Origin of the sequence: Rhizobium ruizarguesonis (genome assembly GCF_017357285.1) — a bacterium.
In the GTDB taxonomy this organism is placed as follows: domain Bacteria; phylum Pseudomonadota; class Alphaproteobacteria; order Rhizobiales; family Rhizobiaceae; genus Rhizobium; species Rhizobium ruizarguesonis.
Genome location: NZ_CP071680.1, coordinates 255,778 through 269,590, shown reverse-complemented (window position 1 = coordinate 269,590; position 13,813 = coordinate 255,778). Strand labels below are relative to the sequence as shown.

At 60.9% G+C, this 13,813-nt stretch carries 12 protein-coding genes and 1 pseudogene; 11 read left to right on the top strand and 2 right to left on the bottom strand.

What is annotated here, in order from left to right:
* Positions 1-273: 273 nt before the first annotated feature.
* Together J3P73_RS29300 and J3P73_RS29295 are read left to right on the top strand one after the other, a co-directional pair.
* A complete protein-coding gene (locus J3P73_RS29300; RefSeq protein WP_130774326.1) occupies positions 274-2,082 on the top strand; it encodes an adenylate cyclase in 1,809 nt (602 codons plus the stop codon).
* Between the two features lie 307 nt (positions 2,083-2,389).
* Complete coding sequence (locus J3P73_RS29295) at positions 2,390-3,625, top strand: alpha/beta hydrolase (RefSeq protein ID WP_018069882.1); 1,236 nt, start codon at positions 2,390-2,392, stop codon at positions 3,623-3,625.
* 16 nt (positions 3,626-3,641) lie between these two features.
* Here J3P73_RS29295 and J3P73_RS29290 read toward each other — a convergent pair.
* Positions 3,642-3,929, bottom strand: a pseudogene (locus J3P73_RS29290) (integrase core domain-containing protein); the annotation flags it as partial.
* A gap of 157 nt (positions 3,930-4,086) precedes the next feature.
* Between J3P73_RS29290 and J3P73_RS29285 the strand changes: the two are divergent.
* Positions 4,087-4,425: a DUF2147 domain-containing protein gene (locus J3P73_RS29285; protein ID WP_130688788.1), complete on the top strand. Its 339-nt coding sequence runs from the start codon at positions 4,087-4,089 to the stop codon at positions 4,423-4,425.
* Between the two features lie 494 nt (positions 4,426-4,919).
* On the opposite strand, the gene J3P73_RS29280 is transcribed toward J3P73_RS29285, so the two are convergent.
* A complete protein-coding gene (locus tag J3P73_RS29280; RefSeq protein ID WP_018069878.1) occupies positions 4,920-5,981 on the bottom strand; it encodes a class I SAM-dependent methyltransferase in 1,062 nt (353 codons plus the stop codon).
* A gap of 282 nt (positions 5,982-6,263) precedes the next feature.
* Here J3P73_RS29280 and J3P73_RS29275 point away from each other — a divergent pair, with 282 nt between their 5' ends.
* From J3P73_RS29275 to J3P73_RS29240, 8 genes are all read left to right on the top strand, one after another.
* Positions 6,264-6,584, top strand: coding sequence for a helix-turn-helix domain-containing protein (locus J3P73_RS29275; RefSeq protein WP_130717947.1), 321 nt, complete (start codon positions 6,264-6,266; stop codon positions 6,582-6,584).
* 3 nt (positions 6,585-6,587) lie between these two features.
* Entirely contained in the window at positions 6,588-6,848 is a 261-nt protein-coding gene (locus J3P73_RS29270; RefSeq protein ID WP_032982801.1) for a hypothetical protein, read from the top strand.
* A gap of 10 nt (positions 6,849-6,858) precedes the next feature.
* The gene (locus tag J3P73_RS29265; protein WP_024319906.1) at positions 6,859-7,098 is read left to right on the top strand and encodes a hypothetical protein; all 240 of its coding nucleotides are present in this window, start codon (positions 6,859-6,861) and stop codon (positions 7,096-7,098) included.
* A gap of 87 nt (positions 7,099-7,185) precedes the next feature.
* Positions 7,186-7,353: a hypothetical protein gene (locus J3P73_RS37785; RefSeq protein ID WP_392397920.1), complete on the top strand. Its 168-nt coding sequence runs from the start codon at positions 7,186-7,188 to the stop codon at positions 7,351-7,353.
* Positions 7,354-7,455: 102 nt separating this feature from the next.
* Entirely contained in the window at positions 7,456-10,017 is a 2,562-nt protein-coding gene (locus J3P73_RS29255; protein WP_130774327.1) for a GcvT family protein, read from the top strand.
* Between the two features lie 470 nt (positions 10,018-10,487).
* Positions 10,488-11,468, top strand: coding sequence for an HlyD family secretion protein (locus J3P73_RS29250; protein WP_130774328.1), 981 nt, complete (start codon positions 10,488-10,490; stop codon positions 11,466-11,468).
* Position 11,469: 1 nt separating this feature from the next.
* The gene (locus tag J3P73_RS29245) at positions 11,470-12,678 is read left to right on the top strand and encodes an ABC transporter permease (RefSeq protein WP_075225197.1); all 1,209 of its coding nucleotides are present in this window, start codon (positions 11,470-11,472) and stop codon (positions 12,676-12,678) included.
* Positions 12,675-13,811: an ABC transporter permease gene (locus J3P73_RS29240; RefSeq protein WP_130705520.1), complete on the top strand. Its 1,137-nt coding sequence runs from the start codon at positions 12,675-12,677 to the stop codon at positions 13,809-13,811. Before J3P73_RS29245 ends, J3P73_RS29240 begins: the two co-directional genes overlap by 4 nt.
* Positions 13,812-13,813: the final 2 nt, after the last annotated feature.

Sequence of the window (13,813 nt, the reverse complement as noted above, 5' to 3'; positions counted from 1 at the left end):
CTTGCGACCGCGATGGTGGCCAAGCTCTGTAAAAGCGCAAGTATGTAACTGTAACTTACTAGTATGGCGCCCGGCGCCGCGGACAGCTCGTGGGGGTGATCAGGGCAGTACTACACAATATCTACCTGGATAGGTCGGTTCGACGTAGAGCGATTACACCCGAAGATCTTACCTTTGTGGACGACATTCAATTTCTAGTGTAGGTTACGGTCCGTCGGTGAAACAAAGCTACTTCGTGCATACGCGGCCTCAAGAGCGGGTGAGGAGAAGGCCATGCAGAACCAATCGCCACCGGCGCGCGATGCAGCGCCGGGTTTGTCGCGTGCTCCACCGAACCAGGACGAGATTCGCGCGCAGCTCGAACATATCCTTTGCAGTCATGAATTTCCGAAGGTGGGCCGAAGCGTCGCCTTCCTGACCTATGTCACGGAGGAGACGCTTGCCGGTCGCGCCAACCGCATAAAGGGCTACTCGATTGCCATCGAAGTGTTCAAGCGGGGCGAAGGGTTCAGGCAGGACGATCCCGTAGTCCGAATAGAGGCTGGTCGGCTGCGGCGCACGCTGGAGCGCTACTATTTGATCGCAGGACAACATGATCCGATCAGAATTGACATCCCCAAAGGCGGTTACGCGCCGTCTTTCCTCTGGAATGAAGAGGCCCCGGCACCTTCTGACGATCGGCTTGCGACACTGCGCCAACGATTTCAGAAATTGACGCCATTCGGTATTGGAGCTGGCATCATGCTCGGCGTGGTCATAGTGGCGCTGGCCGCTTCTGCCTACTTGCTACCGATAGGGTTGGGCTCTACATCCCAGGAATCCATCGAGGAAGGTCCGACACTCGTCGTCGCCCCGTTCGCCAATCTCGGAGACGGGCCGCAGGCTGCCCTTTATGCGGCGGGGCTGACCGAGGAGCTTCTGACCGCCCTTCCTCGCTTCAAGGAAATCAGGGTTTTCGGTCGCGAGACATCGACGTCCTTGCCCTCCGGCGTCGAGGCGTCCCAGGTGCGTGGCGAGCTGGGCGCCCGCTTCCTCCTTGCGGGCGGCGTTCGTGTTTCGGGTGACCGCATTCGCGTAACGGCCCGCCTGCTTGATACTGAAAATGACGAAATCCTGTGGTCGCAGACCTACGACAACGACATCAAGAGTGGCGATCTGTTCGGCATTCAGTCTGATGTCGCAAACAAGGTGGCGAGCGCAGTGGCCCAGCCCTACGGCATCATGGCTCAGGCGGACGTCTCCAATCCGCCCCCTGACGATCTTGGCGCCTACGCCTGCACGCTGAGCTTCTATGGATACCGAGCGGAATTGAGCGCCACGCGGCACTTGGAGGTGCGGCAGTGCCTCGAAAGCGCCGTCGCCCGTTATCCATCCTTTGCCACCGCATGGGCGATGCTCTCCATCATCTATCTCGACGAGGACCGGTTCCGGTTCAATCCGAACACCAACGGGTCGCCTCCGATTGATCGCAGCCTGCAGGCGGCCCGTCGCGCCGTGCAGCTGGATCCGGACAACACACGCGCCCATCAGGCGCTGATGACGGCGTTGTTCTTCCATCAGGAGGTTTCCGAAGCCCTCCACGTTGGCGAACAGGCATTGGCGACCAATCCAAACGATACCGAACTGCTCGGAGAGTTTGGTACGCGTGTCGCGATGAGTGGGGATTGGCAACGTGGTGCCGAGCTGCTCGACCGCGCTCTTGCCCTCAACCCAGGTGGCGGCGGCTACTACCACGGCACCCGCGCGCTCGCCGCCTACATGCTGCATGACGACGAGACTGCGGTCATCGAGATCAAGCAGGCAAATCTACAGAAGTTTCCGCTCTTCCATGCCGTCGCCGCGGTCATCTACGTGAATGCGGGGATGATGGACGACGCCCGCCGCGAGGCTTCCAGTTTCAACGCGATGCGGCCGGATTTCATTCCCAACGTGGTGGCCGAACTCAAGGCGAGAAACCTCCGACCCGCCGACAGGGCAAGACTGATCGCGGACATCAGAAAGGCTGGCCTTGCCGCGTCTGACGAGGTGGAGGCGTCAATGCTCTGGCGGCCTCAAGGATCGGCTGTGCTTGTCCCGCGGTAGCGCCGCGGGGGCAGGTGAACCAAGCCGCTACGGCACAGATGCTACCAGATGTTACGGGCTTTTGCCGTCGTCCGACTGTAGCGTTGGCCGCATTGTAACGATCGATCCAGAGGGGCACGTGTCGTTGGCCAGGCAATCACGAAGGTTTGGCGCTGCACCGTCGGGGTCTACTACTGTTAGGACGAGGCAGTCGAGGGCCTGTCAAGAGATTGTTGGATGAGGGCGATGCGTGGGCAGAAATAGTAGCGTTGCGCGGGCGTTGGCTCCTGCGAGTTGGTTTCGTTGGCTTCTTGTATGTGCGGCGGCCATGGCACTTGCGGGATGTGGCGGCCATCCAAAGGACGTGCTGACACCCGTGGCCGACACGTCGCCGCAGTCGCCGAAGGTCGACATGCTGATCGCGACGACCCGCACTCGGTCGACCGTTCCAGGGGAGATGTTCAACGGAGAACGTGCGCTGGCCCCGGCCTTCGCCGACATGACGATCTCGATTCCGCCCAGCAAGGTTCGCAAGGAAGGACAGGTCGCCTGGCCGAAGAGATTACCGTCCAATCCGGCGACGGACTTCGCGACCGTGAAGGCCGACGATCTCAACGTCGACGAGGCCAAGAAGTGGCTGAGCGCGAGCGTCAGGAAGACGCCCGACGGTAGTGTCCTTGTCTTCATCCACGGGTTCAACAACCGGTTCGAGGATGCGGTCTACCGTTTCGCGCAGATCGTTCACGACTCCGGCGTCCATAGTGCGCCCATCCTGGTGACATGGCCGTCGCGCGGCAGCCTGCTCGCCTACGGCTATGACCGTGAGAGCACCAACTATACCCGCAACGCCCTGGAGACGCTTTTCCAGTATCTGGCAAAGGATCCCGAGGTGAAGGAAGTCTCGATCCTCGCGCACTCGATGGGCAATTGGCTGGCTCTGGAATCCTTGCGCCAGATGGCTATCCGCAATGGCCGGCTGCCGGAGAAGTTCAAGAACGTCATGCTGGCGGCTCCCGACGTCGACGTGGACGTGTTCCGGCAGCAGATCGCCGATATGGGAAAGAAGCACCCACAGTTCACGCTGTTTGTCTCCCGTGACGACAAGGCGCTTGCGTTTTCGCGCCGGGTCTGGGGCGACGTCTCCCGGCTCGGCGCCATCGACCCGGAGCAGGCCCCGTATAAGAAGGAGCTCGAGGACAACAAGATCATGGTGATCGACCTTACCAAGATCAAATCCGGCGACAGCATGAACCACGGCAAGTTCGCGGAATCGCCACAAATCGTGCAGCTCATTGGCCAGCGTATATCCGAGGGGCAGACGCTGACCGACAGCCACGTCGGAATTGGCGACCAGATTTTGGTGGCGACCACCGGAGCGGCGACGGCTGCTGGGAACGTTGCCGGCCTGGTTCTCGCAGCACCCGTTGCCGTAATCGATCAGGACACTCGCGACAACTACGCCACCCATGTCGGAACCCTGGCGGGCACGAGTGGGACGCAGCCGGCCGCAGCAGCGGTGAAGCACTGCGCGGAAGGACGACCGACGCCGAACTGCACACGCTAATATTCGAGGTTCTGGCCTAGCCTTTCAGTCCCGGCATTTTATGGATTGGATTTAATCTGAATCGTTTCGGCTGGGATGTCCACTGCTTGCAGATGAACTCGTAGGGCGTGAGCCCTTTGAGCGTCTTCAATCTTCGCTTGAAGTTGTAGGCGTCGATGAAGTCGGCAAGATGCTGTTTCAGTTGTGCGTGATCGTCGTAGTGGAAGCGCTTGACAGTGGCTTCCTTGATGGTCCGGTTCATCCGCTCGACCTGTCCGTTGGTCCAGGGGTGCTTCACCTTCGTCAGGCGATACTCAATGCTGTTACCGGCAATGCTTCTCCGGATTGGCTTTGGGCGTTCGTTTCCACGATCAGAAGTTTCGCAAAATTGCAGGTCCCAACCGGACAGAGCATACCAGAAGCTACGAGCCTCGGATGGCGTAAGCAGGTAGTCTCCGGGCAATTCAACCGAGGAGGACATCATGAACCGCGTAATATTCGCTGCCGCCGCCCTCGCAGCCTCCGCCGCCATCGCCTATGCACAAGACCCGATCGTCGGGAACTGGAAGACCGAACTTGGCGATACCGCCGCGATCGCTCCCTGTGGCAGTGGCTACTGCATCACGTTGAAGTCCGGTAAACATGCCGGCGAGCAGATCGGGAACTTCAATGGCAAGGACGGGAGCTACGAGGGCAAGATCACCGATCCAGATGCGAAAAAGACCTACGACGGCTCCCTGACGGTCTCCGGCAATGCGCTGAAGATGAAGGGCTGCGTCCTCAAGGTAGTCTGTGAGTCGCAGACCTGGCCCCGCCTTTGACGGCTGCACCAGGATAATATCGACGAAGCCAGCCTCAACTGACGGTTGGTGAAGCCGTGGATTTGCACGTGTTTCTCGCGGGCCAGCAGAGCGAAATTCTCCGTCGTTTCGTCATCACCTGCCTCAATGTCGACCCGGTTCCGCCAACAGTTCCAGGAGGCCTCCCAACCCGATCACTATGAAGACGCCCTCCCCTTGGACGGCTACCATGAGCGGGAGCGAGCTTCGCGAGGTGCGGTTTCCGTGGGCCTTCAAACGTCGGACGAGTAGCGTCTCAGGATCAAAGGCCCCATGACCATGATCCTGTCCTCCTTCATGATCGCTCCGAAACCTGGCTTGGAAAGCCAATGCGGGAGATGGAATCGGTCTGGTCGACCCTTTGGCAGAACTTCGTCCGGATGGGGCCGGAGAACTGCCCGTCTTTCATCATCGTCAAATGCCGGGGGATGGTCTGTTTGCCGTCATCGGAAAACTGAGATAGCCGGCCAGCTGCGTCAGGCCCGCACCTCGAACACCATGTTGAACGGCGTTTCCGTCGCACGACGGAAATGCGTGAATCCGGCGTCGAGCGCGACCTTTCGAAGCTTCATTTCTCCTGCCTGGGCGCCAAGCCCGAGCCCCACCTCCTGGGAGAGCGATGCCGGCGTGCAGATCATCGTCGACGCCCCGTAATAGACGCGGCCGACCGGGTTGAGATTGTCCTTGAGATGGTCATGAGCGAAAGGCTCGACGATCAGCCACGTCCCGTTCGGCCCAAGCGTCTCCTTGACATGCCGGCCGGCGCCGACCGGATCGCCCATGTCGTGAAGGCAGTCGAACATGGCGACCATGTCGTAGCCGCGCCCCGGAAATTCCGCCGCCGAACCCTGCTCGAACGTCACACGGTCGGCGACGCCCGCATCTTTTGCGGCGGCCTTTGCTCTTTCGATCGACGGGCCATGATAGTCGAAGCCGGTAAAGCGGGAAGCGGGATAGGCCTGCGCCATCAGGATGGTCGAGGCCCCATGACCGCAGCCGACATCGGCGACACTGGCGCCGGCCTTGAGCTTTTCTTCGACCCCGGCAAGAGCCGGTATCCATTCGGCGACGAGATGGCTGTTGTAGCCTGGGCGAAAGAACCGTTCGGTGCCTCGGAAAAGGCAGGTGCTGTGCTCATGCCAGCCGAGACCCTTGCCGGTGCGGAAGGCGTCGGCGACCTTGGGCTCGTCCATCCACATGGATTGGACGACCTCGAAGGCGCCGACGAAAAAGGCGGGGCTGTTTTCCTCGGCAAACACCATCGCCTGTTCCGGCGTCAGGCTGAAACGATCCGTCTTTTCATCGTAGGCGACATAGTCCGCGGCCGCCTGGGCGCTCAGCCATTCCCTGAGATAACGCTCCTTGATCCCTGTCTTCTTGGCAAGATCCTGGACGCTCATCGGCGTTCCGTCGGCCATCGCCTTGAAGATTCCGACCTTGTCGCCAAGCACGACCAAGGCACCTGACATGGCGGCGCCGACGTCTCCGACGAGACGACCGACAAGCGCATCGAGTTTTTGCATATCTGGTTCACGCATTATTGCCTCCCCGCACGTGATAAGTATGATCTAAATTAGATGTTAATAATATACAGTCAATCAATCTTCCCTTTCGCCAGATGAGCGTGGAGTATTATGGTCTAAAGAATGGAATAGGCAGACCACTCCAGGGAGATCGCAACTCTCGGATTGGCAAATGTCAAACGGCTTAAAATGCCCAATTCCGTCATGCGCATTTCTCGTCGTGTCTTGTCTGGAGATTACATTTTTTATATAATCTACCGGAGGCAGAATCACACTTTTGATGCAAGGTTATTTGTTTTGAGTCTATCTTCCGCTCAATGCCGCGCTGCTCGCGCCCTTTTGGCATGGTCTCAGGACGATCTCTCATCGGCCTCGAAAGTCGCCAAAGCGACGATTGCTAATTTCGAGGCTGGAAAACGCTCTCCCTATGAACGGACCCTTCAGGATATGAAGCACGCCTTGGAAGGCGCAGGCGTTGTTTTCATCCCGGAAAATGGTGGCGGTGCTGGCGTTCGCCTGGCAAAGCGCGCAGATGCCTCGATCGACACGAATGAAACCGAGACGGTTCAATATGAAGAATATCTCAAAAACGACGCACCGCCCGGTGCAGGTGGCTGAATGATGGCGAAAAAAGAAAAGCTTGAACACTCCGAACTGGCGGGAGAATTCACCGACGACGGGATCACCGTGCTCGTCGATATCTTCCGCACATCGGGCAGCAATGAAGACTGGACGATGGAAGTGGTCACGCAAGCGGAAGATCTGATCCGCTGGGACGAGCCATTTGCGACTGACCGGGATGCCTTCGACGAATTCCTGGCCGTCGTCGCCCGCGACGGCATTCGATCGTTTCTCGAAGATGACGAGCCGTCCGTGCATTGAGGAATATCTCGTGAAAAGCATCAATGATCTCGTCGCATCAGCGAAAACCGTCTGCGACCGATACCGGGCCGGGCGGATGGAGCGCGAGACCGTACGGGAATGGGTTCTCGGACTCGGCGCCTATCCATCGCCGCATGGAGACCGCGTGCGGGAAGCGGCCGAATGGTTCCGCTTGCACAATCGCGAGCCTGTTTCGGAAGACATCGTGCTCGCGGACATCGACCGGCTTGCGGCGATTTCAGCGCCGTGATCCCGGGGCAAGCTAGCCGCAAGGGCTCGCCATATCCGGTCGTCGCCAGTCATTGCCAGACCGTTCGATGCGGGACGGATCGCAGCCGTGCCGGCGCTGTTTTGCGGTTGCCTCGCCGCCTCGATCCGGACTGGCGCAATTACGCCCGTACTAGGCGGCGTAGGACCAATGACGATTATCAGCCTTATGCATAATACCCTCATCGCAGCTGCCATGCGGAGCGGTCTGGGGGTTCCGCAGCTTCGGCAAATGTGACACTCCTTACGAGGCTGGCTGGCACCTGCATCTCACGCGCGAAGCGTACGTCAAGCGCGGCTAGGGTATTTTAATTCGTGCGATAAGTAGAAGGAACAGCACGTGGCAGCATTTCCGGAAAAGGCAAAGGTCGTCATCATCGGGCTCGGCGGTATCGTCGGCGCCTCCATCGCGCATCATCTCGTCGAGCGGGGGTGGGACGATATTGTCGGCATCGATAAGTCGGGCATACCGACCGATATCGGCTCGACAGCCCATGCCTCGGACTTCTGTTACACCACGAGCCACGACTATCTGTCGGTCTGGACCACCCAATATTCGATCGATTTCTACGAGAAGATGGGCCATTACGCCCGCATCGGCGGCCTCGAAGTGGCGCGCACCGGCGACGATGCCTGGATGGAGGAAATCAAGCGCAAGCTATCCTCGGCCCGCGCTTTCGGCACCCGCGCTCATTATGTCAGCCCTTCCGAGATCAAGGAGAAGTTCCCGCTGATCGAGGAAGATCAGGTGATGGGCGGCCTTTACGATCCGGATGCCGGCCTCGTCATTCCGCGCTCGCAGACCGTTGCCGGCAAGCTGGTCGATGCCGCCGAAAAGGCTGGCAAGCTGCAGGTGTTCGGCAACACACCGGCGAAGTCGCTGATCGTCGAAGGCGGTCGCATCAAGGGCGTCGTCACCCATCGCGGCACGATCATGGCAGACCACGTCATCGTCTGTGCCGGCCTCTGGGGGCGCCTGATCGCGGAGATGGTCGGCGAAGACCTGCCGGTCATGCCGGTCGACCACCCGCTCACCTTCTTCGGTCCGTATAACGAGTTTGAAGGCACCGGCAAGGAAATTGGCTTCCCGCTGCTGCGCGACCAGGGCAACTCCGCCTATATGCGCGATACCGGCGACCCGGCGACGACGGAGGGCGGTCAGATCGAGTGGGGCTACTACGAAGCCACCAATCCGCGCATGTGCCATCCGCGCGATATTCTCGAAAAACACGAAGCGCGCCTTTCGCCCTCGCAGCGTGATCTCGAGATGGAACAGATCATCGAGCCGCTCGAGCGCGCCATGGAACTGACGCCGATCCTCGGCGTACTCGGCTATAACGAAGGTCACTCCTTCAACGGCCTGCTGCAAGTATCGGCCGGCGGCGGCGCCTCCTGCGGCGAGAGCCAGAAGGTGCGCGGTCTCTGGTATTGCGTTGCCATCTGGGTCAAGGACGGCCCGGGCTACGGCAAGCTGATCGCCGACTGGATGACCGATGGCCGTACTGAAATCGATCACAACAGCATCGACTACGCCCGCTTCTATCCGCATCAGTTGACGGAAGAGTTCATCGAGGGCCGCTGCTACGAAGCCGCCCAGAAGATCTATTTCCCGGCCGTTCACACCCGCGAACCCTATGCATCCGGCCGCAACGCCAAGCGCTCGCCGTTCTACGAGCGCGAAAAGGAGCTTGGCGGCTACTTCATGGAACTTGGCGGCTGGGAGCGTGCGCACGGCTACGCCGCCAACGAGCACCTTCTGGAGAAATACGCCGACCGCGTCCCGGTTCGCGAGAACGAATGGGACAGCCGCCATTTCTGGCGCGTGTCGAATGCCGAGCATCTGGCGATGAGCGAGGATTGCGGCATCGTCAATCTCAGCCACTTCCACATGGTCGATATCGAGGGACCTGACCATGTCGAACTGATGGAATGGCTGTGCGCCGCAAAGATCGGCGGCGATGCAAACATCGGCAAGGGCGTTTACACCCACTTCCTCGACGACGAAGGCATGGTGCGCGCCGACTTCACCGTCTTCCGCATGGCCGACCGGTGCCGTCTCGTCAACGGCGCCGATGCCGGCCCGCGCGACCTACACTATATGAAGCGCGTCGCCGAAGACCGCGGCCTTGACGTGATCATCTCAGACGTCTCGGAAAAATTCGTGACGATCGGCATCTGGGGTCCGAACGCGCGCGACACGCTGAAGAAGGCTGTGGCCGATCCGGCCGGGCTCGATCAGGAAAACTTCGCCTTTGCGGCGATCAAGCCGATCGAAATCGCAGGCAAGCCCGTCACCGCCTTCCGCATCTCCTATGTCGGCGAGCAGGGCTGGGAACTGCACATGAAGTACGAAGACGGCCTCGCCGTCTGGGATGCGCTGCGCTCGACCGGTGTGATGGCCTTCGGCGTCGAAACCTATGCAAACTCGCGCCGCATGGAAAAGAGCCTGCGCCTGCAAAACGCCGACCTGCTGACCCAGTACAATCTGATCGAAGCCGATCTCGCCCGTCCGAAGGTCAAGGAAGCCGATTTCCGCGGCAAGGCAAAACATCTGGAATACAAGGCACGCGAGCACCAGCCGGCGATGCTCTGCACGCTTGTGATGACTGAGCATACCGACAAATCGGGCGTGAAGCGTTATCCCGTTGGCAGCATGCCGGTTGTCGATCCCGCCACGGGAGAGGTTCTGGTCGACGAGCTTGGCCGCCGGTCCTACACGACCTCGGTCGCCTACGGCCCGACGGTCGGAAAGAACATCGCCTTGGCATATCTGCCCTGGTCGCATTGCCAGGTCGGACGCAGGCTGAGTGTCGAGTATTTTGCCGAAAGCTATCCGGTGGAGGTTGTCGGCGTCGGATACAAGCCGATCTATGACCCAGAAAATCTGAAGCCGCGCACCTAATGCATGTCGCGCAAAAGTGTGCAGCGGTTTTGCGACAACGACATGCGTAAAAACAAAGACTCGAAAATCGAAATCGATTTTCGGAACGTACGATGCGAGGATTGAAAGTGTTACAGCGCCGTGCGTCTAAAAGACGCGCGGCGCTGTAAGCGCTCAAGCGCTTGTGGCGCCGCAAGGATGGGGCGCCGCCAAGATGAGGTTGAGCCGCTTGGCCAAAACAACGAGAAATCTCGGCGTTAGTGCCACTCCATTGTGTGCGGAACCTGTACGCCGCCCGAGATTTCGAACAGGACAAGGGCGCGCGGGCGAGGCCCACACCCTCCCTCGGGTAAAGGTTGCAAGACCCTCGCCGAACAGACCGGTTGTTACATAGAAACAGTCATTTGACATCTCTGTACCGACCGGCAATGCTGACCTACCAGTCTTCCAAATGCATCCGGGCGACGTCATTCGCCAAGGGAAAGTGGGTCATGACAGCTTCCAGAATTCTTCGGCCGGTGATCGCCTTGGCGGTTCTGGCAGCACTCGGCATCCTGCTCTGGTTTGCAACACGCCCGCCGCCGCTGATCGTCCAAGGCGAGGTCTCCGCCAATCGGGTCGATATCAGCCCGCGTGTCTCCGGCCGCATCGCCCAGCTCAATGTCGATGTCGGCGACAATGTCGAGGCCGGCAGTGTCATCGCCGCGCTTGAAAGTCCCGAACTGACGGCGGCACTTCATATGTCGCAAGCCGCCCTTTCCGTTTCGCAAGCCGATCTTGCCCGCGTCAACAGCACGCGTCCCGAGACGATCGATGCGGCGAACGCCGAACTTGCTGCGGCGGTGGCGGATGTGACCCTCTACCAGGAAGAGTCTACGCGTCAGGCCAGGCTGATCACTACCGGCGCCTCGACCCAGGCTCAGGCGGACCAGGCGGCCCGCAATCTAGAGGCAGCGATCCGCAAGCGCGAGTCCGCCGAGGCCAATGTGCGGCTGGCGGTCGCCGGCTCCAGCAAGGAGGAGAAGGCGCTTGCCGCCGCGCAGGTGGAGCAGACGCGCGCCTCGCTCGATCAGCAGCAGGTCAATGTTTCCGAGTTGACGATCCATGCGCCGATCTCCGGGCAGGTCACGACGCGAGTTGCCGAACTCGGCGAGAATTTCATCGCCGGCGCGCCACTCTTTTCGATTATCGATCTCCAGAACCCCTGGTTCACGTTCAACCTGCGCGAGGATCTGCTGAAGGGCCTGAAGGTCGGGGACAATTTCGATGTCGCCGTGCCGGCAATCGGCCCCGACAAGATCGCGGTCAAGGTGACCATGATCAATGCACAGGGACAGTACGCGACCTGGCGGGCGACGCGGGCGACCGGCGATTTCGATCTCAGGACGTTCGAGGTGCGCGCCGTTCCGGTAAAAGCGGTGGACGGCCTGCGGCCCGGCATGAGCGTCATCGCCGCCTGGTCGGAGCGTTGAAATGACGCCGCGCGGGCGCGTGCACCCGGGATTTATTCTCGTCTTCGCGCGGGAGTTCCACTGGTTTCGCCGCCGGCCGTTCCTCTTGTTCCTGACGACGGTCCTGCCGCTGCTGCTGATGGGCCTTCTGGCCGCGGTTTTCAGCGCAGGTCTGGCAACCCGCCTGCCGATCGCCGTGCTCGATCAGGATGGCACCGATCTGTCGCGCCAGATCATCCGCATGGTCGATGCCAGCCAGGATACGTCGGTCGCGCTTGCCGTCAGCGACCTCGCCGAAGGCCGGCAGCTCATCCTCTCCGGCGAGGTTCACGGCCTGCTGATGCTGCCGCGCAATCTCGAGCGCGACGTGTTGTCCGGCCGCCGGCCGGAAGTGGTGTTCTTCTACAACAGCCAGACGATGACGACCGGCAATCTGGTGCTGCGTGGCGTCAACGCCGCCGTGCCGACGGTGGCTGCGGGCATCAGATTGTCGTTGCGCACCGCCCAGGGAGAGCCGGTCGACGCCGCACAGGCCGCTCTCGCTCCCGTTCCGGTACAGGTGAACCCGCTCTTCAACCCCACCCTCAACTATGCCCATTTCCTTCTTGCCGCCCTGATGCCCAGCGTGCTGCAGGTGGTGATCATCACGACGATGGCCTATTCGCTCGGCCTCGACGTCGAGAGCCGCCACCGTCTGCGTATCCTCCGACGGTTGGGCGGCGGGTTGGGGCCGGCGCTGGCGGGCAAGATCCTGCCCTATACGCTGATCTTTCTCGCCGTGCTCGGCATCGCCGATCTGGTCCTCTTCGATCTTCTCGACATGCCGCTGCGCGGCAATCGCTGGCTGCTGCTGATGGCCGGCACCCTGTTTATCCTCGCAAGCCAGTTCATCGGCGTGCTGCTGGCGCTGTTGCTGCGGCCTATGGCGAGCGCCATCAGCATCGGCTCGCTGCTCGCCGCGCCCGCCTTCGGCTTCATGGGCATCGGTTTCCCGAGGATCGGCATGAACGACTTCGCCTATTATTACGGCCAGATGATCCCCGGCACATGGTACCTGATCGCAAGGATCGACCAGACGATCCGCGGCACGCCGCTCGATCTGTCGTGGAAACCGATCCTCGTGCTGCTCTTCCTCGTCGTCCTGCTTGCATCCGTCACCGTGGTGCGACTGGAGACGATGAGATCGAGGAACAGGCGCGAGGCATCGGCACTGCGGGAGGCCACCCGATGAACGGCGTGCTGGCGACCTGTCGCATCGAATTGCAGCGCATCCTGTCGCTGCGGCCGGCATTCTCCGTGCTCATTCTGGCGGCCTGCATCTATGCCGCCCTCTATCCCCAGCCCTACCGGGGCGAGGCCCTGCGCGACGTGCCGATCGCCCTCGTCGATCTCGACGGCACCGACAGCAGCCGCCAGTTCGCCCGCCGCGTCGATGCCTCGGCCGATGTGTCCATCGGCGCCGAACTGCCCGACGAGCCAAGCGCCGAGCGCGAGGTCTTCGGCCGCCAGCTCTACGGCATCCTCGTCATCCCGAAATATTTCGAGCGCGACCTGCTGCACGGACGACCCTCGCCCGTGGCGCTCTATGCCGATGCCAGCTACTTCCTGATCTATTCGCGCATCTCCGGCGGCGTCTCTGCCGTCGCCAAGACTTTCGGCGCCGAGGTCGAGACTGCAAGGCTGGTCGCCATGCATGTCGATCCTGCCGTCGCCGCTGCGGCTTCCGACCCGATGCCGCTGACGGCGGTGCCGCTCTTCAACCCTCAGGGGGGCTATGCCACCTATCTCCTGCCCGCCGCCTTCGTTCTCCTTCTGCAGCAGATGCTCCTGATCGGCGTCGGCCTGCTCGGAACGCTGCCAAACGACGGGCTCGCCCGCTCACCGGCCGGCGCTCTCGCAACCGTGCTCGGCAAGCTGCTCGCCTACCTCGTCCTGGAGGCGGTGGTGCTGCCCTTCTATCTGATCGTGCTGCCTTATCTCTACGACATTCCAAGGCTCGGGGGACCGCTCATCATCTTCGCCGTCTCGCTGCCCTTCGTGCTTTCCGTCAGCGCGCTCGGCATGGTGGTCGCGGCATTGTTCCGCAGCCCTCTCACCGTCCAGCTGGTGTTTGCGGCGATCGGCATTCCCTTCCTGTTTCTCGCTGGCTTTTCCTGGCCGACTGAGGCGATGCCGAAGGCGCTGCAATATCTGGCGCTCCTGGTTCCCAGCAGTTCCGCCATCAACGGAATCGTATCGGTATCGCAGCTCGGGGCGCCGCTGAGCGACGTCCGCACGCCGTTTCTGACGCTCTGGGCGCTGGCGCTGTTTTACGGTTGCCTCGCGGTCGGATTGGAAGTCAGGATACGGCGAAGCCACCATTAGAA

What these genes read in the sequence shown, in the direction of transcription:
- J3P73_RS29245 (WP_075225197.1), top strand. Translation starts at nt 11,470, where the DNA reads ATGACGCCGCGCGGGCGCGTGCACCCGGGATTTATTCTCGTCTTCGCG.
- J3P73_RS29240 (WP_130705520.1), top strand. Translation starts at nt 12,675, where the DNA reads ATGAACGGCGTGCTGGCGACCTGTCGCATCGAATTGCAGCGCATCCTG.
- J3P73_RS29300 (WP_130774326.1), top strand. Translation starts at nt 274, where the DNA reads ATGCAGAACCAATCGCCACCGGCGCGCGATGCAGCGCCGGGTTTGTCG.
- J3P73_RS29285 (WP_130688788.1), top strand. Translation starts at nt 4,087, where the DNA reads ATGAACCGCGTAATATTCGCTGCCGCCGCCCTCGCAGCCTCCGCCGCC.
- J3P73_RS29280 (WP_018069878.1), bottom strand. Translation starts at nt 5,981, where the DNA reads ATGCGTGAACCAGATATGCAAAAACTCGATGCGCTTGTCGGTCGTCTC.
- J3P73_RS29270 (WP_032982801.1), top strand. Translation starts at nt 6,588, where the DNA reads ATGGCGAAAAAAGAAAAGCTTGAACACTCCGAACTGGCGGGAGAATTC.
- J3P73_RS29250 (WP_130774328.1), top strand. Translation starts at nt 10,488, where the DNA reads ATGACAGCTTCCAGAATTCTTCGGCCGGTGATCGCCTTGGCGGTTCTG.
- J3P73_RS29295 (WP_018069882.1), top strand. Translation starts at nt 2,390, where the DNA reads ATGGCACTTGCGGGATGTGGCGGCCATCCAAAGGACGTGCTGACACCC.